Below are 25,730 nucleotides of genomic sequence, written 5' to 3'. Positions count from 1 at the left end.
ACTGTATTTAAATGCGTCTTTAAACGGCGTATTAATCGCCCGCGATATATATCTCGATGCACAATTTCGCGTGGCGCGCCAGATGATAAATACGATTTTCTTGCGGATTCTCCAACGATTTCAGAGGTTTGCCCCGGCTATCCGTCACGATTAAAGGCGCGCGCCTAAATATTGGGGATTACACGCAGTGACAGTATGACGGCTTGCTTTCAGAATACCGGCCACACCGTGTTTTTGCCCAAGAAGCCGGCGACGGGCGACGAGGATTAACGGATTACCCAACCGATAAACCGCGTCGGACAGAGCCGCTCAAAACCTCGCTGGAGAACTCCGCATGAAGTTTCTGAATCGCCTTACCCCGGTAGCCATGGCGCTTGGGGCACTTGCCTTGGCTGGCGCCGCGCACGCCGCCGACACGATCAAGATCGGCATTCCCCAGCCCATGACCGGCCCCAATACGCAATACGGCGACCAGATCCAGGCCGGCGCATTGACCGCGATCGAGACCATCAACGCCAAGGGCGGCGTCAAGGGCAAGAAGCTCGAACCCATCCTCATCGACGACGGCTGCGAACCCAAGCAGGCCGTGCCGGCCGCCAACCGCGTGGTCAATTCCGGCGCCAAGTTCGCCGTGGCCCATGCGTGCTCGGGCGTGACCGTGGCCGCCGTGAAGGTCTACGAGGAAGAGGGCATCGTCGGCATCACCCCGGGCGCGACCTCGCCGCTGGTCACCGACACGATCAAGCCGCATTTCTTCTTCCGCACCATCGGCCGCGACGACCAGCAAGGCCCGTACGCCGCCAACTACATCGCCAAGACCCTGAAGCCCAAGAAGGTCGCCGTGCTGCATGACAAGCAGACCTACGGTTCGGGCGTGGCCACCCAGGTCCGCGATTCGCTGGGCAAGGAAGGCGTGAACGTCGCCATGTTCGAAGGCATCAACGTCGGCGACAGCGACTACTCGGCCATCATCACCAAGCTCAAGTCGGCTGGCGTGGATCTGGTCTATTTCGGCGGCTACCACCCCGAACTGGGTCTGTTGCTGCGCCAGTCGCGTGAACAGGGCCTGAAGGTCCAGTTCATGGGTCCGGAAGGCACCGCCAACCAGGATCTGGTGGCGATCGCCGGCCCGGCCATCGACGGCCTGCTGGTCACGCTGCCGGCCGACTTCACCAAGCTGCCCGGCAACGAGAGCATCGTGAAGGCCTTCAAGGACGCCAAGCGCGATCCGGACGGCGCCTTCCAGATGCCGGCGTACGCCGCCGTGCAGATCCTGGCCGACAGCATCAACGCGGTGGGCGAAGACCCCGCCAAGGTGGCTGACTACATGCACAAGACCAAGTTCTCCACCGGCATCGGCCCGGTCGAGTACGACGCCAAGGGCGACCTGAAGAACTTCGAGTTCGCCGTCTACAAATGGGATAAGGACGGCAAGAAGACCCAGCTGTAAACTCGCGATCCCGCCGGCGTCGCCGGCGTGTAGGGCCTGTCGTCCTCGTTCTGCCGTAATCCGCGTAGCGAAGCGCCAAAAGCGCTGTGCGGCCGGCGGGCGCAGATGCCAGGCCCTTATAAAATACGCCCAGGTTTCCGGCTCCGGGTCTCTCCACCGGGGCCGGAACCATTTGGAGCAAGAGAAATAATGTCTGACCTCATACCCCAACTTACCCAGCAATTCTTCAACGGATTGTCTCTGGGCGCGATCTATGCGTTGATTGCCATCGGCTACACAATGGTCTACGGCATCATCGGTATGATCAACTTCGCTCACGGCGAAATCTACATGATCGGCGCCTATGTCGGCCTGGTCACCCTGACGGCCATCGGCACCAATAGCGGCTTGCCGATACCGTTCATCATCGCGGCCATGCTGGTTGTGGCCATCGTGGTCACGGGCATCTACGGTTTCAGCGTCGAGCGCGTCGCCTACCGGCCCGTGCGCGGCAGCCCCCGTCTGGTGGCGCTGATCTCGGCCATCGGCATGTCGATCTTCCTGCAGAACTGGGTGGCCCTGGGCCAGGGCGCGCGCGACATGGCCGTGCCATCGCTGGTGTCCGGCGCCGTGCAGTTCCACATGGGCTCCGACTTCGACGTCACCGTGCCGTATTCGCGCATCATGATCATCGTGGTCACGGTGGTGCTGATGATCGGGCTGACGCTGTTCATCAAGTATTCCCGCATGGGCCGCGCCTCGCGCGCCTGCTCGCAGGACATGCACATGGCGAACCTGCTGGGCATCGACACCAACCGCGTGATCTCGTTCACCTTCGTGATGGGCGCGATCCTGGCAGCGGTGGGCGGCGTGCTGATCGCCATCACCATCGGCAAGCTCAACCCCTTCATCGGCTTTCTTGCCGGCATCAAGGCCTTTACCGCGGCGGTGCTGGGCGGCATCGGCAGCATCCCCGGCGCCATGCTGGGCGGCGTGCTGCTCGGGCTGGCCGAGACCTTCGCGGCTGCCTACATCTCCTCACAGTACAAGGACATCGTGGCGTTCTCGCTGCTGATCCTGATCCTGCTGTTCCGTCCCACCGGGCTGTTGGGCAAACCTGAGGTGGAAAAAGTCTGATGTCGAACAACAATCTGAAAAACGCCACGATGGCGGCCGTGCTGACGGCTGTCATCGTCACCCCCGTCTTCGGCCTGCAGCTGATCCGGCAGGGCGCCCGCACCACGATGGAATCGAACTGGTCGCTGGTGGCGATTGCCGCCGCCATCGTGTTCGTGTTCCAGTTGCTGCGCCCCTGGATCGCCAAGCCGTTCCAGAAGCTGAAGACGGGCCTGCCGACCTTGCCGGCCGCGCCGGCCAAGAGCCACAAGCCGCTCGCCATTCTGCTGTTGGCCATCGCGGTCATCTGGCCGTTCTTCGCCGGGCGCAGCTCGGTGGACATCGCCACGCTGGTGCTGATCTACGTGATGCTGGGCCTGGGCCTGAACATCGTGGTGGGTTTTGCCGGCCTGCTGGACCTGGGCTTCGTGGGCTTTTACGCCGTCGGCGCCTATACCTACGCCTTGCTGTACCACTGGGGCGGCTGGAGCTTCTGGGAAGCGCTGCCGTTCTCGGGCGCCATGGCCGCGCTGTTCGGTTTCATCCTGGGCTTTCCGGTATTGCGGTTGCGCGGCGACTACCTCGCCATCGTGACGCTGGGCTTTGGTGAAATGATCCGCCTCTTGCTGATCAACCTGAACACGCTGACCGGCGGTCCGGACGGCATCTCGGGCATTCCCAAGCCGACGGTGTTCGGCCTGGAAATGACGCGTCGCGCCAGCACCGAAGGCGGCACCACTTTCCATGAATTCATGGGCTGGAATTTCCAGAACCAGGACATGGTGGTGTACCTGTACCTCATGGCGCTGCTGCTGGCGCTGGTGACGCTGTTCGTCTCCACCCGGCTGATCCGCATGCCGGTTGGACGCGCATGGGAAGCGCTGCGCGAGGACGAGATCGCCTGCCGTTCGCTGGGGCTGAATCCCACGCGGATCAAGCTGTCGGCGTTCACGCTGGGCGCCATGTTCGCCGGTTTTGGCGGCGCGTTCTTCGCGGCGCGCCAGGGCATGGTGAATCCGGAGTCCTTCACCTTCATCGAATCGGCGCTGATCCTGGCCATCGTGGTGCTGGGCGGCATGGGCTCGCAGGTGGGCGTGATCCTGGCGGCCGTGCTGCTGACGGTGCTGCCGGAAGTGGCGCGCGAATTCGCCGAGTACCGGATGCTGATGTTCGGCCTGGTGATGGTATTGATGATGATGTGGCGTCCGCAGGGGTTGTTGCCCATGAAGCGTCCCCATGTGGAGTTGGCTAAATGAGCGAGGCATTGCTGAAAGTATCCGGGCTCACCATGCGGTTCGGCGGCCTGTTGGCCGTGGACAGCGTGGCGTTCGAAGTCAAATCCGACGAGGTGTTCGCCATCATCGGCCCCAACGGGGCAGGCAAGACCACGGTGTTCAACTGCGTGGGCGGTTTCTATGCGCCGACGGCGGGCGACATCACCATGGACGGCAAGGCCATCACCGGTCTGCCCAGCCACAAGGTGGCGCGCCATGGGCTGGTGCGCACGTTCCAGAACGTGCGCCTGTTCAAGCAGCTGACCGTGCTGGAGAACCTGCTGGTCGCGCAGCACACCCAGGTGGAGTCGCGGCTTTTGCCGGGCCTGCTCAAGCTCAAGTCCTATCGCCAGTCCGAGACCGACGCGCTGGCGCGCGCCGCGCAATGGCTGGATTTCATGGGCTTGCGCGAGTTCGCCAACCGCGAGGCGGGCAACCTGGCCTACGGCCACCAGCGCCGCCTGGAGATCGCGCGCTGCATGATCACCAAGCCGCGTCTGCTGATGCTGGACGAACCGGCGGCGGGCCTGAACCCTCAGGAAAAGCGCGATCTGCAGTCGCTGATCGACCAGTTGCGGCGCGAATTCGGCGTCGCGGTGCTGCTGATCGAGCACGACATGAGCCTGATCATGGGCATTTCCGACCGCATCCTGGTCATGGAGCACGGCAAGCCCATCACTACCGGCACCCCCGAGCAGGTGCGCAACGACGAGCGCGTCATCAAGGCGTACCTGGGGGAAGAGTAATGCTTAAGCTGGATAACATTCATACCTACTACGGCGCCATCCAGGCGTTGAACGGGGTGTCGGTGGAGGTCAACAAGGGCGAGATCGTCACGCTGATCGGCGCCAACGGCGCGGGCAAGACGACGCTGCTGATGACCGTCTGCGGCAACCCGCGGGCACGCGAAGGCACGATCACGTTCGAGGGCGAGGACATCACCCACAAGGACACGCACCACATCATGCGCAATGGCATCGCCATTTCGCCGGAAGGGCGGCGGGTCTTCAAGGACCTGACCGTTGCCGAGAACCTGATGATGGGCGGCTTCTTCGCCAAGCGCGATGAGATCCAGGCGGGCATCGACCACGTGTACGGGCTGTTTCCGCGCTTGAAAGAACGCGCCAGCCAACGCGCTGGCCTGATGTCGGGCGGCGAGCAGCAGATGCTGGCCATCGGCCGCGCGCTGATGACGCGTCCGCGCCTGTTGCTGCTGGACGAACCGACGCTGGGCCTGGCCCCGCTGGTGATCGCCCAGATTTTCGACATCATCCGCGAGATCCGCGAACAGGGCGTGACGGTGTTTCTGGTCGAACAGAACGCCAACAAGGCGCTGGGCGTGGCCGACCGCGGCTATGTGCTGGAAAACGGGCGCGTGGTGTTGCAGGACACCGGCGCCAACCTGCTGGTCAACGACCAGGTGCGCAAGGCGTATCTGGGCGGTTGATTGCTGTTCCCCGCGAAGGGAAATTGGGGCGCATTGGAAAATGCGCCTTTTTTTTCGCCTGTTTGGCGCGGGGAAGGGGCAGCGGGCTCAGGCCGCCAGCAGCTGTTCGGCCTGGTAATGCGCGATCGCGGCTCGCGCCAGCGCGTCGATGGAGTCGGTCAGCGTCACGCCCAGGCTTGGGCGCAGCGCGTGCGGCACTGCGAGGGGCAGTTCGGTGCAGCCCAGCACCACGGCGTCCGCGCCGCGCGCCTTGAGGCGGGCGATGCATTCGGCGGCTGGCGCGTAGGCGTCTTCCAGGCGATTGGCCTTGACCGCGCGGATCGAGCCCATGCAATAGCGTTCGACTTCGTCGTCGTCGGGCACGATGCACTCATAGCCTTGCGCTTCCAGATGCTGCTGATACAGGCCCAGCTTCAGCGTGGCGGCGGTGCCCATCAGGCCGATGCGGCCGGTGGGCAAGCCCAGACGCCGCAGGTCGTCGATGACGGCCTGGATGATGTGCAGCACGGGCAGGTCGGTGGACGCAGCGATCTGGTCGTACCAGAGGTGGGCCGTGTTGCACGGGATGGCGATGAGCTGCGCGCCGGCGTTCTGCAGAAAGCGCACGCCTTCCTGCATGTAGGGCAGAGGATTTTCGCCGCCCGCCATGTAGGCGCTGGACCGGTCGGGAATGCGGGGGTCGTTGCGCAGCAGCGTAGGGATGTGCTGCTGGTCGATCGCGGCGGGCGTCAATGCCGCCAGGCGCAGGGCAAAGGCGGCGCCCGCCATGGGGCCCATGCCGCCCAATACACCCAGGTAACAACCCTGGGAATAGCTGTTCACGTTATTTACTCCGAGCTAATGCCGTCCCGGGCGTCAAGACCTGGCCCGGGCGTTCGGCGCTGGTCCGTTCCCCGTCCCAGACCTGCCTGCCGTTGACCCAAACCGCTTGGATGCCCTGGCTTGCCTGAATGGGAGCTGAAAAAGTGGCCACATCTGTCACGGTGGCGGGATCGAACAGCACCAGATCAGCATGATACCCCTCCCGCAACAGGCCGCGCTCGGCGATGCCGTATTGGTCCGCGGCGAGGCCGGTCATTTTGTGGATGGCGGTTTCCAGCGTCAGCAGGCGCTGTTCACGCACCATGGCGCGCAGCACGTTGGTGAAGGTGCCCCATTGGCGGGGGTGCGGATGCGGATCGAAGGGCAGGCCGTCCGAGCCCACCATGGTCAGTGGATGCGAGAAGATGCGGCCGACGTCGGCCGGATCCATCAGGAAATAGATGGCGCCGGCGGGCGCGAGCCGTGCGATGGCGGCTTCGTCGTCCAGGCCCAGTTCGGCCATGACTTCGCTGAAGTCTCGGCCGGTGGCTTCGGGGTAGCCCTTGGACCAGGTGATCATGGTGCGGCTGGCCAGGCGCGCGCGGTCCAGCCGCAACATGGTGGAGGTGGCGGGGTAGGGATGGCAATCCAGGCACACCGCCTGGGTGGCGGCGGCGCGGTTGATCAGGTCCAGGGTTTCGCGGCTGCGGCCGTGGTTGCGCTCGCCGGCCAGCTTGTGGTGCGAGAACACCACGCGGCAGTCGAGTTCGCGGCCGATCAGCAGCGCTTCTTCCATGGCCGCAACGATCTGGTCGGCCTCGTCGCGCAGATGCGTGGCGTAGACGCCGGGACGGCCGCGCAACGGCGCGCAGACCTCGATGATCTCGTCGGTGGGTGCCGCGCTGGCCGGCGGATAGAAGGTGCCGGTGGAAACGCCGAAGGCGCCCGCGTCCAGTGCCTCTTGCAGCAGCGCGCGCATGGCGGCGCGTTCGTCCGCGTCGGCGGCACGCGAGGTGTCGTCCATGACCGCCACGCGCAGCGTGGTGTGGCCGACCAGCGGCGCCACGTTGACGGCGGCGGGCGTGGCGCGCAGTGCGTCCATCCAGGCGCGGAAGGTGCTGAAACGGAACAGTTCGGCCGGACCCAGCAGGTCCAGCGGCTGCGGGATGGCAGTGCCATCCAACGGGGCCAGGCTGATGCCGCAATTGCCGGTGACCACGGTGGTGATGCCCTGCGAGACCTTGGGCAGCATGTCCGGGTGCGCCAGCAGGTAGCCGTCGTCGTGGGTATGGGAGTCGATGAAGCCGGGCGCCAGTGTCAGGCCGCTGGCGTCGATGACGGGCACGCCGGCCGGGCGGGCGAATTCGCCCACCGCGGCGATGCGGCCGTCATGCACGGCCAGGTCGCCCTGGCGGGCAGGGCCGCCGGTGCCGTCGACGAGCGTGGCGCCCGCCACGATGAAGTCTGCTTGCAGCATGCGCGCGCTCATCAGTCGAGTTTCTCGATGCCGGCGCCGTCGATGATCTGTTGCCATTTGGCGGTTTCGCGGTCGATCAGCTGCTTGAAGTCGGCGGGCGAGCCGCTGGCCGGTTCGGCGCCCAGCGTGGCCAGGCCGGTGCGGACTTCAGGCGCCTGCAGCGCCTTCTGGATGGCGGCGTTCAACGTGGCGACCACTTCCGGCGGGGTGCCCTTGGGTGCGACCACGCCGCCCCAGGCCACGGTTTCGTAGCCCTTCAGGCCGGCTTCGTCCAGCGTGGGCACGTCGGGCATCAGCGCCAGGCGTTTCAGGCTGCTTACGCCGATGGCGCGGACCTTGCCGCTCTTGACCAGCGGGGTCGCTTCCGAGGTGTTGACGAACAGGTAGTCCAGGCGGCCGCCCAGCAGGTCCTGGATGGCGGCGGGACCGCCGTTGTAGGGGATGAACATGACGTTGATCTTGGCCATGCTCTTGAAGAGTTCGCCGCCCATGTGGCCGGTCGTGCCCACGCCCGAGGCGCCATAGGACAGGCGGCCGGGTTCCTTGCGGGCGCGGTCGATCAGGTCCTGCACGCTCTTGACGGGGGAGTCGGCCGGCACGATAAGCGCGTTGTACAGGTCGAACAGATGGGCTACGGGCGTCAGGTCCGCGTCCACGTCGTAGGGCAGGCGCTTGAACAGCGAACGGTTCACGGCCAGCGTGTTGATGTTGCCGTAGCCGACCGTGTAGCCGTCGGGCGCGGCGCGCTTGACCAGGGCGATGCCGATGTTGCCGGCGGCGCCGGGGCGGTTCTCGACCACCACCGTGGCGCCGGTGTCGCGCGCCAGCTGGGTCGTGATCAGGCGCGACAGCACGTCGGGCGAACCGCCGGCGGCCGACGGCACCACGAAGGTGATGGGCTTGTCGGGATACGCGCCGGCGGTGGCGGCGGCCGACATGGCGGCGCCGAGCGCCAACGCGGACAGGCCGCGGAAGAGTTTGCTACGCATGGTGGATTCCCCTTGGTTTTGTGGTGTTGAGGCGGGCAGGTTACACCCCGCGTCTCTGCGCGCCCTCATCGAAAAATGTCGAAAACCTATAATCGGGCGTTATCGGTTTGGCGCTGATTTGCCAGGGGAAAAAATGGATGAGCATGCCTATGCGGACGAGGTCGGACCCACTGCCGGACGGCCTTTGAACCTGCGCCAGATCGAGGTGTTCCGCGCCATCATGATGGCCGGATCGATCAGCGGCGCGGGCCGCATGCTGCACGTATCGCAACCCGCGGTCAGCCGCGTGCTGGCGCTGACCGAGAGCCGGTTGGGCTACAAGCTGTTCGAGCGCGTGAAGAGCCGGCTCTCGCCGACGGCCGAGGCGCGGCGGCTGTACGCGGAAGTGGAGCAGGTCTATGGCGGCATCCAGCGCGTGAACGACCTGGCTGCCAGCCTGGGCCAGTCGGGCGCGGGCATGCTGAAGATCGTCGCGAGCGCCAGTTTCGGGCAGCGCCTCATTCCGATGGCGCTGGATCGCTTCCGCGGCCGCAATGCGGACGCGCGCGTCGATTACCGCAGCGTGACCTTCGATGAGCTGGCTGCGTATTTTCTATCGGGCCAGGCGGACATAGGCGTTTCCATGCAGCCCCCTGATCATCCCAATTTGCGGTCCGTGCGCCTGGCGCGGGTGCCCATCGTCTGCGCGCTGCCTGCCGGGCATCCGCTGGCGGCGCGCGAGGTGATGCGGCCGGAGGATTTCTCCACGGCGGCCTGGATCGGCTATCCGCGCGATACGCCGCTGGCGCGCGCGCTCAAGCCCTTCTTCGGCGAAGGGCCCGCTTGCGCGGCGGCGGTGGAAGTGCATTCGCCCGTGACCGCCTGTTCTTTCGTGCAGCAGGGATTGGGGCCGGCGCTTGTCGATGCCTGGTGCGTGACGCCGGACCAGGCCGCGCACATGGTCTTGCGCCCGATATCGCCGCCGGCCAGCGTGGATATCTGGGCCACGCATTCGAATCTGAGCGCGCCGCCCTTGCTGGCGCGGCGCTTTCTGGCGGCGGTGAAGAAAACGCTGGAAGAGGGGGAGCCGCGCGAATTGGCGCCCGGCGCTTCCAGCTGAGGGCTTGCGCCGGAGGGGGCAAGCCCGGCCGGACCTTACAGGCCTTCGGCCTTGAGCGCGGCCTGCACGCCCTTGTCGGCTTCCATGCGCTTGAAGAACGCGGCCAGATTGTCCAGGCCCGACAGGTTCACTTCCTTGGCGTGCGCCCAGCGCAGCACCACGTACAGGTAGGCGTCGGCGATGGAGGGCTTGTCGCCCGTCAGGTAGGACTTGCCGGCGAGCTGTGCGTTCAGCTGCGCGAAGAGCTTGGTCAGCAGCGCGGAAGCCGAGCCGGCCAGCTCCTTCTGTGCGCCTTCGTCGCCGACGAAACGCGACGCACCGAAGATCATCGAGAAAGTCTTGTGGATGTCCGAGTTGATGAAGCCGAGCCAGCGGCGCACTTCGGCGCGCGAGCGCGGCGAACCGTCGCCCAGCAACTGCAGTTCAGGCGCGTGTTCAGCCAGGTACTCGAGGATCGCCGCGTTCTGCGTGACGGTCCAGCCGTCGTGCGCCAGGGCGGGCACGGCGCCCAGCGGGTTGACCTTCAGGAACTCCGGGCCCTTGAGTTCGTCGCGGCTCAGCTTGTGCGTTTCGTAGGGTTTGCCGATCCATTCCAGAACGATATGGGAAGCGAGCGAGCACGCGCCGGGCATGTAGTACAGTTTCATCAGATGGGGTCTCCTGAGAGCAAGGACGGGGATCTCCGTTCCTGGCCGATATGGTACGCCACCCGTTGCCGGAGATGCCCATGCCGTCACGTCCCGCCGCGATCACGCGCGCGCTGTTCCTGTCGTTCTCTTTGTGCCTGGCGCTGCCCGCGTCCGCGCAGCCGGGGCCCGAACCCGCATCGGTCCCGGCCCGCGTCACGGCCGTGGTGGGCGGACTCAATCATCCCTGGGCCATGGCCTTTCTGCCCGAGGGCGGCGTGCTCATTACCGAGCGTCCCGGCAACCTCAGGCTGCTGCGCATCCCGGGCGGCTTGTCCAAGCCGCTGGCCGGCGTGCCCAAGGTCGCGGCGCAGGGCCAGGGCGGCCTGCTGGACGTGGCGCTGTCGCCCGACTTCGCGCAGGACCGGTATGTCTATCTGTCCTATGCCGAGGCCGATGGTTCGAAGAGCGGCACCGCCGTGGGCCGCGGCAAGCTGTCCGCCGATGGTTCGGCGCTGGAGGATTTCCGCGTGCTGTTCCGGCAGCAACCGAAGCTGTCGTCGGGCCTGCACTACGGATCGCGCCTGGTGTTCGACGGCAAGGGCTATCTGTACATCTCGCTGGGCGAGAACAACCAGCGGCCCACCGCGCAGGATCTGGACAAGCTGCAGGGCAAGGTGGTGCGGCTGAAGGCCGACGGGTCGGTGCCGACCGACAATCCCTTCGTCGGCCAGGCCGGCGCGCGGCCCGAGATCTGGTCCTACGGGCATCGCAATCCCCAGGGCATGGCGCTCAACCCCTGGAGCGGCCAGCTCTGGGAAAACGAGCACGGACCGCGCGGCGGCGACGAAATCAACCTGGTCCAGCGCGGCAAGAACTACGGCTGGCCGCTGGCCACCCACGGCATCAACTACTCGGGCCAGCCCATCCCCGAAGCCAAGGGAGCGGAGCTGCCCGGCATGGAGCCGCCGCTCTACTGGTGGCCGAAGTCGCCGGCCATCAGCGGCATGGCTTTCTACAATGCGGACCGGTTCCCCGCCTGGCGCAATTCCGTGTTCATCGGCGCACTGGCCAACCAGAATCTCATCCGCCTGACCTTGGACGGCGACCGCGTGGTGGCCCAGGAGTGGCTGCTGACGGACCGCAAGCAGCGGATACGCGACGTGCGGCAAGGGCCGGACGGTTATGTGTATGTGTTGACGGACGCCTCGCCAGGCGAGTTGCTGCGCCTGGCGCCGGCCGAACAGGGAGAGTGAATGCCATGAAACCGTATGAGCTGATCGGGTCCGCCGGCTGCGGGTCCGCCATCGTCGAGATGGCGCTGGTACTGGCCAACGTGCCGCACACCTTGACGGACCTGCCGTACCTCAAGCCCGGCGCCGAGCGCGACAGGCTGCTGCAACTGAACCCGTTGGGGCAGGTGCCTACCCTGGTCCTGCCGGACGGCGAGATCATGACCGAGAGCGCGGCCATGATCCTGCATCTGAACGATGTGGCGCCCCAGGCTGGCCTGGCGCCCGCGCCCGACAAGCCTGAGCGGGCCCGGTTTCTGAATCTGCTGATCCGGCTGGTGGCGGCGATCTATCCCACGTTCACCTATGGCGACGACCCGCCGCAATGGACCACCGCAGGCCCCGCGGCCGAGCTGCTGAGGCAGCGCGTGCATACGCGGCGGACGGATATCTGGCAGGAGCTGGAACGCCAGGCTGGCGCCCCGCACATGCTGGGCCGGCGCTTTTCTGCGCTGGATCTGTACGTCACGGTGATGACGCATTGGCGTCCCGGGCCGGCGTGGTTCGCGTCCGAGTGCCCGGCGCTGACCGCTGTGGCGCGCGAGGCGGCGCAGGAGCCCAATGTGGCGCGCGTGCTGCAACGGCATTTTCCGCCGCCTACGGAGTAGCCGGGCGTCAAGCCTTGGTTGGCTTGCGGGTCCTGGACTTGGCCCGTGCTTCACGCAGGGCGATGTAGACGCCGCTGCCGGCGATGAAGAGCGCGCCCAGATAGGCATAGGCGTCCGGGGTCTCATGCCAGAAGACCCAGCCCAGGATGGTGGCCCAGATCAGCCCGGTATAGTCGAAGGGCGCAACCACCGAGGCGGGACCGATGCGGAATCCCTGGGTGATCAACGCCAGGCCCAGGGTGCTGAACAGGGCGACGGCGCCGAAGTAGGGCAGATCCTCCATCGCGGGCTGCTCCCAGACCAAGGGCAGGGCGACCGCGCTACAGACCAACTGGCCCAGCACGATGTAGAGCGTGGTCGTCAGCATGCCTTCGTTGCGGTTGATGCCGCGCGCCGTGATCATCATCACCCCATAAAGCAAGGCGGTGACCAGCGGAAGCAGGGTGGCCGCCTGGAACGTTGCGGCCCCGGGCCGCACCACGATCAGCACGCCGGCGAACCCGGCCAGCACGGCCAGCCAGCGCTTGCCGTCCACGCGTTCTTTCAGGACCAGTACCGATAGCGCCGTCACGAACAGCGGCGCGGCGAAGGCGATGGCGGTGGCTTCGGCCAGCGGCAGCGTGCGCAGGCCCAGATAAAAGCAATAGGCCGACACGACGTTGATGGCGCCGCGCGTCAGGTGCAGGCCAGGGTGCGCGGTGCGCAATACTCGCCGTCCGCCCAGCCACAGCGCCAGCGTGGCGACGAAAGGCAGGGCGATGAGCGCCCGCAGGAACAGGATCTGCAGCGGGTTGTAGTTGGCGCCGAGCCATTTGGCGTTGGCGTCGCTCAAGGTCAGGAAGAAAATGCCGCCCACCACGCAGGCGATGCCTGCTGCGGCGGATTGGGCCTGGGCGGCGGGAAGTACGGAAGAGGTGGACATCTACAGCCTGGGAGGGCGGCGGTTCGGGCCGCCCGAATGGAAAGGAAGGGGGGAGGATTCAGCCTTGGGCGCGATAGGCCGCCAGGGCGACCATGCCCCAAGACGCCAGGAAGGCGACGCCGCCGAAGGGGGTAACGGCGCCCAGCCAATGCGTGCCTGTCAGCGACAGCACATACAAGCTGCCGCTGAACAGCACGATGCCGACGAACATCACCACGCCGGCCGCGGAAAGCAGGGACGAACCGTAGCGGGCGCCCAGCAGCGCGACGACGAACAGGCCCAGCGCATGGATCAGGTGGTACAGCACGCCGGTCTGCCAGACGGACAGCAGTTCCGGCGTCAGCATGCGCTTGAGGCCGTGCGCGCCAAAGGCCCCCGCGCCCACCGCCACCATGAGATTCAACGCCGCAAGTATCGTCAGCTGCCGGTCCGTCATCGCCAGTCCTTATAAGTGTCTGATCAATCGTGTTACAGCCGCCTATGATATGCCCAAATCCCGCGCCTATCCGGAGGCATGGCATTGTTGGGGACGGATCTTGTGACAGTCTTTCCAAATGGGATATCATGAATTCAATTTGGAATTTCTGGTGCGTCCGCAGTCGTGGCGCCCAGACTTGCAGGAGTCAGGCCATGAGCGTAGCCGCCCTCGAAAAAAGCCCCGCCAAGCGTCCGTCCCGCCATGCGGCGGCGCGCGCCAAGCAGTTGTTCCGCAGCCTGGTCGACAGCCCCCTGGTCGACATGGCGCGCGACGTGCGCCGCGGCCTGCCTGCGCAGATGGTCGACGACGCGGCCGACTACCTGCAAGTGCCCAAGTCGGAAATCATGGCCATCACCGAGGTCAAGGCGGCCTCGCTGTCGCGCTGGAGCCGCGAAGGCCTGATGCTGCCGCTGGGCGAATCCGACCGCCTGGCCCGCGTCGCGCGGGTGGCGCGGGTGGCGCGCCAGGTTCTGGGCAGCGACGAAGAAGCCGTCGCCTGGCTGAACACGCCAGTGCCCGCCCTGGGCAACGTCAAGCCGCTGTCGCTGCTGACCTCCGACGCCAGCAGCCGCATTGTCGAGGACACGCTGGCGCGCGCCGCGGCGGGCGTCTACGCATGACGGACGACAGCGTTTCGATCTGGCGTATCGGGACTACCGCAGGCAAATACCGCGCCGACGACCTGAGCGGGGCGGGCGCCGCGGCCGTGGGCGGGCGCTACAACAGCCCGGGCACGGCGGTGGTCTATGCCTCGGCCAGCGTGGCGCTGGCGGCGCTGGAAACGGTGGTGCATTTTGCGGCCCGTGCGTCCGAACAGGCCAACCGCTATCTGATCGAACTGGCGGTGCCGCGCGCCGTACACGAAGCCCGCCAGGCGCTGAGCCTGACGCAGTTGCACGAGGACTACCCGTTCTGGGATGCCGTGCCCTTCGCGGAAGCGTCGCAGGCGGTGGGCGACAACTGGGTGCAGTCCGGCGTGTCGGCGCTGCTTGAACTGCCCAGCGCCATCGTGCCTTACCGGGGCGTGCCGGACTGCAATTTCCTGATCAATCCGGCGCACCCCGACGCCGAGCACATCGTAGTGGTGCGGCGCGAACGCTTCATCTACGATCCGCGCCTGCGCCCCGTCTAGTTCAGTCCGTCAGTACCGCGCGGCCCACGACCTTGCCGGCCCGCAGCGATGCCAGCACGCTGTCGGCCTCGGCCAACGCATGGCGGTGCACGGGCATGGGCGGCACCTTGCCGGCCCGCACCAGCTCCATCAGTTCCTGCAGTTCGGTCAGGTTGCCGACGTAGCTGCCGATGATGGACAGGGCTTTCATGGGAATCAGCGCGATGGGCCACGACGATGCGCCGCCGAACAGGCCCACGATGATCAGCTTGCCGCCCTTGGTCAGGAAGTCGAAGGCGAGCGAGGTAGTCGCGGGCGCGCCGACCAGGTCGATGGCGGCCTGCGCGGGTTTGCCGCCGGCCGCCTTGATGATCTGCTGCGCGGCGTCCGGCGCGGCGCCGTCGATGGCGGCGAGCGCGCCGGCTTCCAGCGCGGCCTGGCGCTTGGCGGGGTCGATGTCGACGACGATGGCGCCGGCGCCGCCCAGGGCCTTGATCAGCGTCAGGCTCATGAGGCCCAGGCCGCCCGCGCCGAAGATGACAACGGGGTGCGAACGGTAGATGTCCGGGCCAATTTTCTTCAGCGCGGAGTAGGTGGTGAGCCCCGAGCAGGCATAGGGCGCGATCTGCGCGGGATCGAGGTCGCCGATGTCGATCAGGTAGCGCGGGTGCGGCACCAGGATGTGGTCGGCGTAACCGCCGGCGCGGTGCACGCCCAGGCAGGCGGGCGCGGAGCAGTGGTTTTCCATGCCGGCCAGGCAAGGCGGGCAGTTGCCGCAGCCGATCCAGGGGTACACCAGGTAGTTGCGGTCGGCCGACAGTCCCTGGGCATCGGGACCGGCGGAGACGACGGCGCCCACGGTTTCATGGCCCATGGTGAGCGGTAGCGAGACGCCGCGGTCCTTCAACGACAGCGTGCGGCCCTGGCCCAGGTCGTAGCCGCCTTCCCACAAGTGGATATCGCTGTGGCAAACGCCAGCCGCGCGCACCTTCAGCAGCACCTGCGACCCTTGCGGCGTGGGCGTGGGCTGGTTCATTTCCTGCAAGGGCTCGCGGAAGTTCACGACGCAATAGCACTTCATGGGATGTCTCCTCCTGGGTGGTTTTACGGCCGGCCCGCGAGGCGGGCGCGGCGTGGCAAGGCTATTTCTTCACGGTCGGGCATTCACTGTCCGCCAGGGACACGAAGACCTTTTCGCCCGGCACCGTGGACAGGATGCGGTAGAAGTCGCCGGGGTACTTGGATTCGGCGGGCTTCTTCACTTCGACCAGATACAGATCCATGATGACGCGGCCGTCTTCGGGGCGCACCCGGGCATTCTTGATCAGTTTGGTGGTGATGGGCAACTCGCGCATCTTCTGGTTGACTGTCGCGCCGTCGAAGGTGCCGGCGGCCTGGGCGGCTTGCAGGTAATGGGTGGTGGCGACGTAGCTCAGGGCCTGCACGATGGAAGGCGCGCGCGTCACGCCCATCTTTTTCTGCCAGCGCTGGGTCCAGGCCCGGGTGTCTTCGTCCGCGTCCCAATAGAAACCGGTGGGGAAGGTCAGCCCTTGGGCCACGGGCAGGCCCATCGCCTGCACGTCGTTGATGAAGGTCAGGAAGGTCAGCATGCGCTGCTTGCCCCCGGTCAGCCCGAACTCCTGGGCCTGCTTGATCAGGTTGACCAGGTCGCCGCCGGCGCTGGCCAGGCCCACCACGTCGGCCTTGGAGGATTGCGCCTGCACCAGGAACGAAGCGAAATCCAGCGCGCCCAGGGGATGGCGCGTGCTGCCCAGCACCTTGCCGCCGGCCTTGTCCACGAAGCGCGAGGCGTTGGCTTCCAGCGATTTGCCGAAGACATAATCGGTGGTGATGAAGTACCAGGACTTGCCGCCGCTTTCGACCACGCTCTTGACCACGGCATTGGCCAGGGCATAGGTGTCGGGCGCCCATTGCGTGCTGAGATTGCTGCACTGCTTGCCGCTGAAGTCGCCGGCGAAGCCGCCGCTGATGAGGGCGGTTCCGCCTTTTTCGCGCGCCACGCCCTGGGCGGCCAGGCCCGCGGAGCTGGCGCCGCCGTCCACCACGGCCACCAGGCCTTGCGTGTCGAACCAGCGGCGGACCAGGGCCGAGGCCACGTCCGCCTTGTTCTGGTTGTCCGCGCCTATGACTTCGACGGTCTTGCCGGCGACCTTGCCGCCGAAGTCCTCGACCGCCATGCGCACGGCCATCTCGGAGCCCAGCCCGCCCAGGTCGGAATAGATGCCGGAACGGTCGTTGGATACGCCCAGGCGTACCACGTCGGTTTGGGCTTGGGCCGCGCAGGCGGCCAGCGAGGCGGCCAGCGCCGCCAACAGGGGTTTGATACGCATCTGCTTGCCTCCCGGCCCGATGAGGGCCGAATTATTGGTGTCTCGTTGGGATGCTGTGTATCTGCTTGCGGGGCGCCAGTTCTCCATCTGGCCGAAAATTATTTCACATTGGTGAAAGAAAATTCTTGTGCAAGAATTTAGGTTCGCACATATGAAAAGTCAACATGGTGGATTTCCCAAGTCGAAGCGCGCTTGCGCCGGCTGAAGGAATGCCGCGCGAGGGGTAGACGCATGGAAGTGAAGCTCGTCGCAAGAACGCTGGAACTGATCGAACTGTTCGCCCAGGAGCGGCGGCCGATGCCGCTGACCGAACTGGCGCAAGGCCTGGGCGCGCCCATGTCCAGCTGCCTGGCGCTGGTGCGTACGCTGGTGGCGCGGGGCTATCTGTACGAGGTCCGGCGGCGCGCTGGTTACTACCCCACGCCCAAGCTGCACGCCTTGTGCGGGCTGATCCAATCGGGCGACCCCTGGATGGAACGGGTGCGTCCGCAGCTTGCCGCGCTGCGCGATGCGGCCAATGAAACGGTGATGCTGGGCAAGATCCAGGACGGCGCGGTGCTATTTCTGGACATGGCGGAATCCACGCACCCGGTGCACTACGCGACCCGACCCGGGGTCCGGCGGCCTTTGCATACCAGCGCCGTGGCCAAGGCGATTCTTGCGCGGCTGGGGTCGGCCGAGCGCGAGAGCATCCTGGAGGATGTCGGGTACGAACGCTATACGGATCGCACGCTGCTCACGCGCCAGGCGCTGCTGGATGAAATCGAGCGGACGGCGGCCAGGGGCTGGGCCGAGAACGCCGGCGAAAGCGTGGCGGACCTGACCGGGCTGGCGGTGGCGCTGGATCTGGGCGGCGAATGGTACGCGCTGTGCATGGCGGGACCCACGTCGCGCGTTGCCGAGAGGCGCGCAGAGAACCTGCGCTTGTTGAGCGAGACGGCGGAAGCGATCCGTCTCGGCCGGGAAGCTTAGGGGCCGCGCAAGCGGCTCAGGAACCGCGGCGCATCAGGGTCGACTTGCCGAACAGGCTTTCAATGAGGTCCACCGCCAGTTCCGCGGTCTTGTTGCGCACATCGAAGGCCGGGTTCAGTTCCACCACGTCCAGCGAGCGCATGAGGCCGGTATCGGCGATCATTTCCATGCATAGCTGGGCCTCGCGGTAGGTGGGGCCGCCGGGGACGGTAGTGCCCACGCCGGGGGCGATCTCCGGGTCCAGGAAGTCCACGTCGAAGCTCACGTGCAGGTGCGTGTCGGCGTCCAGCCCGGCCAAGGCCGCTTCCATGGTGGCGCGCATGCCCATTTCGTCGAGGTAGCGCATGTCGAAGACTTCCAGGCCGGCCTCATGCACCAGGCGTTTTTCGCCCTGGTCCACGCTACGGATGCCGATCTGCCGTACCCAGCCCGGCTCGATGTCGGGAGTCTGGCCGGACAGGCCCGTGATCTGCGCCGGGCCGTAACCGCACAGGCAGGCCACCGGCATGCCGTGGATGTTGCCCGTGGGGGTGAGCGCGTTGGTATTGAAGTCGGCATGGGCGTCCAGCCACAGCACGCGCAGCTTCTTGCCCGCTGCGCGGCAGTGGCGCGCGACCGCGCTGATCGAGCCTATGCCCAGGCAGTGGTCGCCGCCCAGCAGGATGGGCAAGCGGCCCTGGCTCAATTCCTCGTAGACGGCATCGTGCACCGCACGGTTCCATGCCGCGACTTCGTCCAGGTGGCGGTAGCCGTCCGTAGGCGGCAGCCAGGGATTGGCGGGGCCGTAGAGGTTGCCGCGGTCGGTCACCTGGAAGCCCTGGGCCTCGATGACCGGGCCCAGGTCCGCCACGCGCAGGGCTTCTGGCCCCATGGACGCGCCGCGCGCGCCGGCGCCGATGTCGGTGGGCGCGCCGATCAGGGTGATGTGGTGGGGCAGGTTGGCGGTGTTCTGCAAGTCGCGGACTCCGGTAGGGTGCATCAAGTGGCGGATAGTACCGCGCTCAATTGATCGCAGGCCCAGTCGATCTGCTCGCGCGTCACGATCAGGGGCGGCGACAGGCGCAGCGTGTGGCCGTGCGTGTCCTTGACCAGCATCCCGCGTGCCTGCAGGCGTTCGCACCACAGGCGCGCGCCGCCGGCATCGGGCTCCAGCTCCACGGCCAGCATCAGGCCGCGACCGCGCACTTCGCGCACGGGGCCGGGCAGGGTGCGCAGGCGATCCAGGAAGTAGGCGCCCATGGCGGCCGCGTTTTCGATCATGCCTTCCTCGGTCAGCACGCGCAGCGCGGCGCGCGCGATGGCGCAGGCCAACGGGTTGCCGCCGAAGGTGCTGCCGTGCTGGCCGGGCTGGAACACGCCCAGCACGTCGGCGTTGGACAGCACCGCCGACACGGGGTAGAAGCCGCCCGACAGCGCCTTGCCGATCAGGGTGACGTCGGCTTCGATGCCTTCGTGCTCTTCGGCCAGCAGCTTGCCGGTGCGGCCCAGGCCGGTCTGGATCTCGTCCAGGATCAGCGTGATGCCGCGTTCGGTGCAGCGCTGGCGGACCCGAGCGAAATAGCCCGCAGGCGGCAGGACCACGCCGGCTTCGCCCTGTATCGGTTCCACCAAAAATGCCACGGTGTTGGGCGTGATGGCGGCGTCGAAGGCGTCGTAATCGCCGAAGGGAACGATCTTGAACCCCGGCGCGAACGGCCCATAGTGGCCGTAGGCGTCGGGATCGGTAGAGAAGCCCACGATGCCCAGCGTGCGGCCATGGAAGTTGTTGGCGCAGACGATGATCTCGGCCTGGTTTTCCGGCACGCCGCGCACTTCGTAGCCCCATTTGCGCACGGCCTTGATGGCGGTTTCCACGGCTTCCGCGCCGCTGTTCATGGGCAGGATCTTGTGCGCTCCGGTCAGGCGCGCCAGGTCTTCATAGAACGGCGCCATCTGGTCGTGGCGGAAGGCGCGCGAGGTCAGCGTGAGCTTCTGCGCCTGCTCGGCCATCGCGGCCAGGATGGCGGGATGGCAGTGCCCCTGGTTGACGGCGGAATAGGCCGACAGGCAATCCAGGTACTTGCGGCCGTCCACGTCGTAAAGCCAGACGCCGCTGCCGCGCGCGATGACCACATCCAGTGGGTGGTAGTTGTGCGCGCCGAGCTGGTCTTCGACGCGGTCGCGGTGGCTGGCGGCGGACGGTGCGCCGGGCTGATTGTTCAATACCGCGCTCATGAGCGTCTCCCGAGGAGGTATTGCAGCCATCTTAGCGCCGCAATCCGGTCCGCGGCATTGCCATTGCGTGACAAAGGCCATTGCCGGGCGACGCCGCGGGCTGCTGCACAATAGCGGCTGCGCGGGGCGATGCCCTGTTTTCCTACCTGGATGGTTCTCATGTTGTTGCACAAACTGCTACTGAAATTCACCCGCTGCGCGGCCGCGGCCGGGTTGGCGCTGGCCTGCGCCTCCGCCGCCATGGCGCAGGACAAGCCGCTGCGCATCGGCGTGATCCCCAGCGTGGCCAATGCCGCCACCGAGATCGCCATCGCCCAGGCCAGGAAAGAGGGCCTGGAGGTCAAGCTGGTGGAGTTCAACGATTGGGTGCTGCCCAACATCGCGGTCGCCGATGGCTCGGTGGATGCGAACTTCTTCCAGCATGAACCCTTCCTGGAACTCTTCAACCAGCGCCGCGGCGCGGACTTGAAGCCCATTGCCTACGGCTATTCCACCACCATCGGCCTGTTTTCCAAAAAGCTGAAGAAGGGCGACGCCGTGCCTGACGGCGCGACCATCGCGGTGCCGAACGACCCGGTCAACACGGGCCGGGCGCTGTTGCTGCTGGAATCCATCGGCCTGATCAAACTCAAGCCCGGCGTGGCGCACCAGGCCGCGCTGGAAGACGTGGTGTCCAATCCCAGGAAACTGAAGTTCGTGCAGATCGAAGGCTCGCAGTCGGCGCGCACGTTCGACGACGTGACCGCGTCCGTCACGTACACCACCTTCGCCAAGCAGGCCGGCTTGAACGAGAAGGACGGCCTGGCCTTTGACAACACCGATCCGGCCAATGTGCGGCGCTATGCCATCCGCTGGGTGGCCACGCCGGCCGGCGCGCAGGACCCGCGCCTGTTGAAGTTCATCTCGATCTACCAGAACTCGGCCGAAGTGAAGGCCAAGCTGCGCAGCCTTTATGGCGATCTGATCGACTTTCCCTGGTAGCGGGGCGAGGGGCGTAGGCATTGACGATTCTTGGCAGTTCGGCTCAGGGATAGCTCGTATACTGGCCCCAATTTTCCTCCCGCCCGGAGATGAGGCGCCGTCTTGGCTGCGCCGCAGGGCGCGCCCTCTACTCTCGAGCCCCACGCCATGCGTATTCCATCGTCCGACGATGCCGCCCATGCCCAGGTCCTGCCCGTCGATGACGGCCGCATCCTGGCCGCGGCGAGCGCGATTCTGGCAGCGGGGCCGCAGGCCGGCTTTTTCGAAACGCTGGTCAGCCGCGCGGCCGCGGACATGGGCGTGGACTACGCCTGGGTGCGGCTGCAGGACGCCAGCGGCGGGACGGAACTGATCGCCAGCGCCAGTTGCGGCGCTGGCCTGGCGGCTGGTCCCGCGGGCGCGGGTGACGCCTTGCACGCACGGCTGGCGGATCAGACCTCGCATGTCTGCCTGCATCACACGCCGCAAGACAATCCCTGGCTGGCCGAAGCCCGCGTGCGGGCCTGGGTGGCGCGTACGCTTTTCGACGCGAACGGGGTCGCCTGCGGTCACATCGCTTTCCTCTTCAGGCGCGAACTGGCCGATGCGTCAGCCTACGTCAGCGCGCAAGCCATACTCGCCAGCTTCGCGCAGCACGCTGTGCTGGACGCCGCCGCCCGCGAGCGCGAGCTGGCGCGGCTCAACGAAGTCATCGCGCAGTTCGGGGCGCTGTTCCGGTCGGCGCCGGTGCTGATCAACGCCTTCGACCAGGACGGCCGCTGCACCTTGTGGAACGACGCCTGTGTGCGGCGCTTCGGCTGGTCCGAAGCCGAGATCAAGCTGAGCCTGAACCCTTTTGCGCTGTTCTACCCCGATCCGGCCGTACGGGATCGTGCGATGGACAGCGTCGTCGCGCGGCCCGACCGCTCGTTCCGCGAATGGCAGCCGCGCACGCGCGACGGCGAGCAATTGTCGGTGCTTTGGTCCAACGTCAAGCTGCCCGACGGCAAGGTTGTGAACCTGGGCATGGACGTCACCGAAAGCCGGCGTGCGGAAGCCGCCCTGGAGCGCATGGCCCGGGTGGATAGCCTGACCGACTGCTGGAATCGCGCCGAAATCCTCAAGCGGATGGAAGAGCGCCTGGCCGACGTCCGCCGTGGCGCGGGCGGTCCGACCACCGCGCTGATGCTGGACCTGGACTACTTCAAGCAGGTCAACGACCGCTATGGACATCTGGGGGGCGACATCGCTTTGCGGCATTTCTGCGATCAACTGCGCGCCTGTCTGCGCGAGGGCGATTCCGTGGGTCGGCTGGGCGGCGAGGAGTTCCTGGTGCTGCTGGCGGACGCCGATGCGGCGGTGGCGCGCGCGATCTGCGAGCGCCTGCGCACCAGCCTGCGGCAGCATCCGGCGGATATCGACGGGGCGGTGGTGACGCTGTCGGTCAGCGGCGGCATTGCGGGCTTTCTGCCCGGCGATGCCACCGCCTCGGACATGCTGCGCCGTGCGGATTTCGCGCTTTATCAAGCCAAGCGGTCGGGCAGGGATTGCGCGGTGGAGTATCGGAACTGATCGACGTTGCTGCCGCCAACCTGTGGCATTCAGGCAGTCGCCTGGCCGCGCGCCGAGCGCCGGCCATTGAGCCGCCAATGCAGGCCCAGCGCCGCGGCAGCCAGGGCGCAGGCCGCGGCCAGGCCCAGCGCTTCGAATCCCGCGTGGGTGTAGATGGTGCCGGCGATCGCGGTACCGACGCTTGCGCCCAGGTAGGTGGTGCAGGTGTTCAGCCCCAGCACCGCGCCGCGCTCTTCGGGCCGGGCGCGCGACAGCAGCAGCACCAGCAGGTTCAGGCTCAGTTGCGAGGCCGCGCCCCATAGCGTGGCGATGGCCAGCACCGCGCTCAACGCATGCGCGGCCGGCAGCAGCCCCAGATACACCAGCGCGATCACGCCCAGCGCCAACGGCAGGGCGCGGCGCGGCCCCAGCCGCTCGATCAGCGGCGCGCCAGCCACCCCCGCCAGCAGGAACCCCGCTCCGTAGGCGAAAGCGATGAAGCCCACCTGTCCTGCAGACAGCGCGAGCAGGCCGCGCACGTGGTCCGCCAGGAAGGCGTAGACGCCATAGAAGGCCGACGAGAACGCCAGGCAGCCCAACAGCAGGGCGGGCACGTCGCGGTAGGACAGCGGCGCCAGCAGGCGCGACAGGCGCAGCGGCGCGGGATTCCCGGCGCGGCGTTCCGGCAGCTTGCGTAGCCCGAGCACGGCAATGGCGGCGCAGAGCGCCAGCGTGGCGTAGGTGGCGCGCCAGCCCACCGCGTCGGAGATGAGCGCGGACAGCGGTACGCCCGCCACCAGCGACACCGACCAGCCCGCGATGACGCGTCCCAGGGTGCGCGCCTCCTGGCCTGGCGGCGCGATCAGCGCGGCAGATCCATAGGCGGCGGGCAGGATGACCCCCGCAGCGGCGCCCGCCAAGGCTTGCGCCAGCGTCAGCACAAGCCAGTGCGGCGCGCAGGCGGACAGGATCAACGCGGCGATCAGGACCGCCATCGCGCCCAGCAGCGAGCGGCGTACGCCGATGCGGTCGATGCGCGCGGCCAGGAAGAAAGCGCTGGCGGCCGTGGCCGCGCCATAGGCGGAAATGGCGGTGCTGATGGTCAGCGGCGAGGTGGAAAAGGAGCGCGCCACGTCGCTCAGGATGGGGCTGAGCGCCAGGCCGTTGGAGCCTACGACGCTGACGGCGAACATCAGGGCGGGGACGGAAGAGGCGGGGCGGGCGCTGCGGGTGCTACGGTTCTGCATCGCGAAATTTTATTGGAATAAAATAAGGGTTAACGCTTATATTTCCTTATTCTGTAAAAGTTCGAATGCCGTTCGGCAGAACCTGATTCCAATGCCTGATCTTGATGACCGCGACCGAAAGCTGTTAACGCTGCTGGCCGACGATGCCTCCCCCAGCTACGCCGAATTGGGCAAAATGCTGAATCTCTCCGCCCCGGCCGTGCATGAACGGGTCAAGCGCCTCAAGCGCGATGGTCTGATCAAGGGCATTGCCGCCAAACTGGACGGCGCGCGCATCGGCCGGCCGCTTCTGGCCTTCGTGCACGTGGACACCAACAACTGGACCATTACGCAGCAGGTGCTGGGGCTGGCCGAGCTGACCGAGGTGGAAGAGATCCACACCATCACCGGCAAGAGCGCCATGCTGCTGAAAGTGCGCGTGCGTGATACGCAGGCGCTGGAGGCGCTGCTGGCCCGCATCCATCAGATCGACGGCATCACCAACACCACCAGCGACATCGCCCTGACCAGCTATCTGGAACGCGGGCCCTTGCCGGACAACGGCTGAGCCGCGCCGTTCAGGCCGCGCGCAGCCGCAGGCGCGTGATCTCGGAGGGTGCGCCCAGGCGCTTGGGCGGTCCCCAGTAGCCCGTGCCGCGGCTGATGTAGATCCACATCTTGCCCAGGCGATGCAGGCCGGCCGTATAGGGCTGCTGGAAGCGCACGAAGAAACCCCATGGGAAGAACTGTCCGCCATGCGTATGGCCGGACAGTTGCAGGGTATAGCCGAGTGGCTCGGCCGCCGCCGCGCTGCGCGGCTGGTGCGCCAGCAGTATCCGGGGCATGGCGTCGGCGGGCGCGCCCGCCAGCGCCGCCTTGGGATTGCTGCGATGCTGCGGATCGAACGAGCCGGCGCTGTAGTCGGTGATGCCCGCCACCACCACGGGCAGGCCGGCGGGGTGGATGACCACGTGCTCGTTCATCAGCACGCGCAGCCCCATGCGGCGGAACTCGGCGATCCAGGGCGTGGCGCCCGAATAGTATTCATGGTTGCCGGTCACCAGATAGACCCCATGGGGCGCGCGCAGCTGGCCCAGCGGGCTGGCCTGTACGGAAAGCTGCTCGACGCTGCCGTCGACCACGTCGCCGGTGATCGCAATCATGTCCGGCAGCTGTTCATTGACGGCGTCGACGATGGCCTGCACGTAGCGCTTCTTGATGGTCGGGCCGACGTGGATGTCGCTGATCTGCACGATGGTGAAGCCGTCCAGGTCGGGCGCGAGGCCGGCGATGGGCACGTCCACATCGACCACGCGCGCCCGCTTGCGGGCGTTGTACAGGCCGACCAATGTTCCGGCGAGGGCCAATATGGGCACGGCCCAGGCGCTGACCCGGCGCAACGTGGTCCAAGGCAGATCGGCGCCGATCAGTAGATTCGCCAGCCACGTCACCAGCAGCAAAGCGTCGCGCAGCACCGTCAGCACGAACAGCGACGAGAACAGGCCCATCGCGAACAGCCCGACCCAGGCAATGCGGTCGCCCCAGGGCGGGTGCACGGACGAACGCCCCAGCATCCCCAGCGGGATCAGGATGCAGGACAGCAGCAAGGCAAGAATGGCGGCGGCGGAACCCGCTCCGCCCAATTGGGCGTCGGGGATCAGGCGGGCGCCCACGTAGACGTGAGCCAGGGCGCCCAGGGTCAGGAAGCGCAGGAAGAATGAGGATTGGCGTAGGGACACGGCGGCTCTGGGGCGCGCCAGGCCGGGAGCAGCGGCGCGCGGGGCAAG

General features: G+C 66.7%; 26 protein-coding genes. 14 read left to right on the top strand and 12 right to left on the bottom strand.

Annotation, left to right across the window (positions count from 1 at the left end; all coding sequences use genetic code 11):
• Window positions 1-334: 334 nt before the first annotated feature.
• From AC1RHV_RS03820 to AC1RHV_RS03800, 5 genes are all read left to right on the top strand, one after another.
• Window positions 335-1,450 carry a high-affinity branched-chain amino acid ABC transporter substrate-binding protein gene (locus tag AC1RHV_RS03820; protein WP_054454159.1) on the top strand — a complete coding sequence of 372 codons (1,116 nt, stop codon included), beginning with the start codon at window positions 335-337 and terminating at the stop codon, window positions 1,448-1,450.
• 189 nt (window positions 1,451-1,639) lie between these two features.
• Window positions 1,640-2,566, top strand: coding sequence for a high-affinity branched-chain amino acid ABC transporter permease LivH (livH, locus tag AC1RHV_RS03815; protein WP_054454161.1), 927 nt, complete (start codon window positions 1,640-1,642; stop codon window positions 2,564-2,566).
• Window positions 2,566-3,801, top strand: a complete 1,236-nt coding sequence (locus AC1RHV_RS03810; protein WP_054454162.1) for a high-affinity branched-chain amino acid ABC transporter permease LivM — start codon at window positions 2,566-2,568, stop codon at window positions 3,799-3,801. Before livH ends, AC1RHV_RS03810 begins: the two co-directional genes overlap by 1 nt.
• Window positions 3,798-4,565: a high-affinity branched-chain amino acid ABC transporter ATP-binding protein LivG gene (gene livG, locus AC1RHV_RS03805; RefSeq protein ID WP_013393946.1), complete on the top strand. Its 768-nt coding sequence runs from the start codon at window positions 3,798-3,800 to the stop codon at window positions 4,563-4,565. Before AC1RHV_RS03810 ends, livG begins: the two co-directional genes overlap by 4 nt.
• On the top strand, window positions 4,565-5,266 hold the full coding sequence (locus AC1RHV_RS03800) for an ABC transporter ATP-binding protein (protein WP_054454165.1): 702 nt from the start codon (window positions 4,565-4,567) through the stop codon (window positions 5,264-5,266). The genes livG and AC1RHV_RS03800 overlap by 1 nt, the downstream gene beginning before the upstream one ends.
• Window positions 5,267-5,353: 87 nt before the next feature.
• Here the strand turns inward: AC1RHV_RS03800 and cuyB are convergent, their stop codons facing one another.
• From cuyB to AC1RHV_RS03785, 3 genes are read right to left on the bottom strand one after another with little or no spacing between them, the layout of a single operon-like run.
• A complete protein-coding gene (cuyB, locus tag AC1RHV_RS03795) occupies window positions 5,354-6,088 on the bottom strand; it encodes a cysteate racemase (RefSeq protein WP_119451571.1) in 735 nt (244 codons plus the stop codon).
• 1 nt (window position 6,089) lies between these two features.
• The gene (locus AC1RHV_RS03790; protein WP_192352165.1) at window positions 6,090-7,556 is read right to left on the bottom strand and encodes an N-acyl-D-amino-acid deacylase family protein; all 1,467 of its coding nucleotides are present in this window, start codon (window positions 7,554-7,556) and stop codon (window positions 6,090-6,092) included.
• Window positions 7,556-8,533 (bottom strand): Bug family tripartite tricarboxylate transporter substrate binding protein, encoded by a 978-nt coding sequence (locus AC1RHV_RS03785; protein WP_054454171.1) that lies wholly within the window; start codon window positions 8,531-8,533, stop codon window positions 7,556-7,558. The genes AC1RHV_RS03790 and AC1RHV_RS03785 overlap by 1 nt, the downstream gene beginning before the upstream one ends.
• A gap of 133 nt (window positions 8,534-8,666) precedes the next feature.
• On the opposite strand from AC1RHV_RS03785, the gene AC1RHV_RS03780 reads away from it, so the two are divergent.
• Window positions 8,667-9,632, top strand: coding sequence for a LysR family transcriptional regulator (locus AC1RHV_RS03780; protein WP_192327963.1), 966 nt, complete (start codon window positions 8,667-8,669; stop codon window positions 9,630-9,632).
• 35 nt (window positions 9,633-9,667) lie between these two features.
• Here AC1RHV_RS03780 and AC1RHV_RS03775 read toward each other — a convergent pair whose 3' ends face one another.
• Window positions 9,668-10,279: a glutathione S-transferase family protein gene (locus AC1RHV_RS03775; RefSeq protein ID WP_054454174.1), complete on the bottom strand. Its 612-nt coding sequence runs from the start codon at window positions 10,277-10,279 to the stop codon at window positions 9,668-9,670.
• An 80-nt stretch (window positions 10,280-10,359) separates the two neighbouring features.
• Between AC1RHV_RS03775 and AC1RHV_RS03770 the strand changes: the two genes are divergently transcribed.
• Window positions 10,360-11,514, top strand: a complete 1,155-nt coding sequence (locus AC1RHV_RS03770; RefSeq protein WP_306651358.1) for a PQQ-dependent sugar dehydrogenase — start codon at window positions 10,360-10,362, stop codon at window positions 11,512-11,514.
• Window positions 11,515-11,519: 5 nt separating this feature from the next.
• The gene (locus AC1RHV_RS03765; protein ID WP_054454840.1) at window positions 11,520-12,158 is read left to right on the top strand and encodes a glutathione S-transferase family protein; all 639 of its coding nucleotides are present in this window, start codon (window positions 11,520-11,522) and stop codon (window positions 12,156-12,158) included.
• A 7-nt stretch (window positions 12,159-12,165) separates the two neighbouring features.
• On the opposite strand, the gene AC1RHV_RS03760 is transcribed toward AC1RHV_RS03765, so the two are convergent.
• Together AC1RHV_RS03760 and AC1RHV_RS03755 are read right to left on the bottom strand one after the other, a co-directional pair.
• On the bottom strand, window positions 12,166-13,080 hold the full coding sequence (locus AC1RHV_RS03760) for a DMT family transporter (protein ID WP_119451566.1): 915 nt from the start codon (window positions 13,078-13,080) through the stop codon (window positions 12,166-12,168).
• Between the two features lie 58 nt (window positions 13,081-13,138).
• A complete protein-coding gene (locus tag AC1RHV_RS03755; RefSeq protein WP_054454180.1) occupies window positions 13,139-13,516 on the bottom strand; it encodes a DUF423 domain-containing protein in 378 nt (125 codons plus the stop codon).
• Between the two features lie 194 nt (window positions 13,517-13,710).
• Between AC1RHV_RS03755 and parS the strand changes: the two genes are divergently transcribed.
• Together parS and AC1RHV_RS03745 are read left to right on the top strand one after the other, a co-directional pair.
• Complete coding sequence (gene parS, locus AC1RHV_RS03750) at window positions 13,711-14,178, top strand: type II RES/Xre toxin-antitoxin system antitoxin (protein ID WP_054454182.1); 468 nt, start codon at window positions 13,711-13,713, stop codon at window positions 14,176-14,178.
• Window positions 14,175-14,690: an RES family NAD+ phosphorylase gene (locus AC1RHV_RS03745; protein ID WP_054454184.1), complete on the top strand. Its 516-nt coding sequence runs from the start codon at window positions 14,175-14,177 to the stop codon at window positions 14,688-14,690. Before parS ends, AC1RHV_RS03745 begins: the two co-directional genes overlap by 4 nt.
• Before the next feature lies 1 nt (window position 14,691).
• Here the strand turns inward: AC1RHV_RS03745 and AC1RHV_RS03740 are convergent, their stop codons facing one another.
• Together AC1RHV_RS03740 and AC1RHV_RS03735 are read right to left on the bottom strand one after the other, a co-directional pair.
• Window positions 14,692-15,750, bottom strand: coding sequence for an alcohol dehydrogenase (locus tag AC1RHV_RS03740; RefSeq protein ID WP_054454185.1), 1,059 nt, complete (start codon window positions 15,748-15,750; stop codon window positions 14,692-14,694).
• Between the two features lie 61 nt (window positions 15,751-15,811).
• Window positions 15,812-17,020 carry an ABC transporter substrate-binding protein gene (locus tag AC1RHV_RS03735; RefSeq protein ID WP_175160468.1) on the bottom strand — a complete coding sequence of 403 codons (1,209 nt, stop codon included), beginning with the start codon at window positions 17,018-17,020 and terminating at the stop codon, window positions 15,812-15,814.
• A 231-nt stretch (window positions 17,021-17,251) separates the two neighbouring features.
• Between AC1RHV_RS03735 and AC1RHV_RS03730 the strand changes: the two genes are divergently transcribed.
• Window positions 17,252-17,992: an IclR family transcriptional regulator gene (locus AC1RHV_RS03730; RefSeq protein WP_054454190.1), complete on the top strand. Its 741-nt coding sequence runs from the start codon at window positions 17,252-17,254 to the stop codon at window positions 17,990-17,992.
• A 16-nt stretch (window positions 17,993-18,008) separates the two neighbouring features.
• Here the strand turns inward: AC1RHV_RS03730 and rocF are convergent, their stop codons facing one another.
• A complete protein-coding gene (rocF, locus tag AC1RHV_RS03725) occupies window positions 18,009-18,971 on the bottom strand; it encodes an arginase (RefSeq protein WP_054454192.1) in 963 nt (320 codons plus the stop codon).
• On the bottom strand, window positions 18,971-20,206 hold the full coding sequence (gene rocD / locus AC1RHV_RS03720) for an ornithine--oxo-acid transaminase (RefSeq protein WP_119451564.1): 1,236 nt from the start codon (window positions 20,204-20,206) through the stop codon (window positions 18,971-18,973). The genes rocF and rocD overlap by 1 nt, the downstream gene beginning before the upstream one ends.
• 159 nt (window positions 20,207-20,365) lie before the next feature.
• Between rocD and AC1RHV_RS03715 the strand changes: the two genes are divergently transcribed.
• Window positions 20,366-21,187, top strand: a complete 822-nt coding sequence (locus tag AC1RHV_RS03715) for a MetQ/NlpA family ABC transporter substrate-binding protein (protein WP_119451563.1) — start codon at window positions 20,366-20,368, stop codon at window positions 21,185-21,187.
• Window positions 21,188-21,334: 147 nt separating this feature from the next.
• A complete protein-coding gene (locus AC1RHV_RS03710) occupies window positions 21,335-22,738 on the top strand; it encodes a sensor domain-containing diguanylate cyclase (RefSeq protein ID WP_492299750.1) in 1,404 nt (467 codons plus the stop codon).
• A 29-nt stretch (window positions 22,739-22,767) separates the two neighbouring features.
• On the opposite strand, the gene AC1RHV_RS03705 is transcribed toward AC1RHV_RS03710, so the two are convergent.
• The gene (locus AC1RHV_RS03705; RefSeq protein ID WP_175180992.1) at window positions 22,768-23,964 is read right to left on the bottom strand and encodes an MFS transporter; all 1,197 of its coding nucleotides are present in this window, start codon (window positions 23,962-23,964) and stop codon (window positions 22,768-22,770) included.
• Window positions 23,965-24,055: 91 nt separating this feature from the next.
• Between AC1RHV_RS03705 and AC1RHV_RS03700 the strand changes: the two genes are divergently transcribed.
• Window positions 24,056-24,511 carry an Lrp/AsnC family transcriptional regulator gene (locus AC1RHV_RS03700; RefSeq protein WP_054454198.1) on the top strand — a complete coding sequence of 152 codons (456 nt, stop codon included), beginning with the start codon at window positions 24,056-24,058 and terminating at the stop codon, window positions 24,509-24,511.
• 10 nt (window positions 24,512-24,521) lie between these two features.
• On the opposite strand, the gene AC1RHV_RS03695 is transcribed toward AC1RHV_RS03700, so the two are convergent.
• Complete coding sequence (locus tag AC1RHV_RS03695) at window positions 24,522-25,682, bottom strand: metallophosphoesterase (protein WP_119451561.1); 1,161 nt, start codon at window positions 25,680-25,682, stop codon at window positions 24,522-24,524.
• Window positions 25,683-25,730: the final 48 nt, after the last annotated feature.

The organism is Achromobacter sp. GW823-FHT04E03, assembly GCF_058796095.1.
This window is presented reverse-complemented; position numbering and strand designations above follow the sequence as displayed.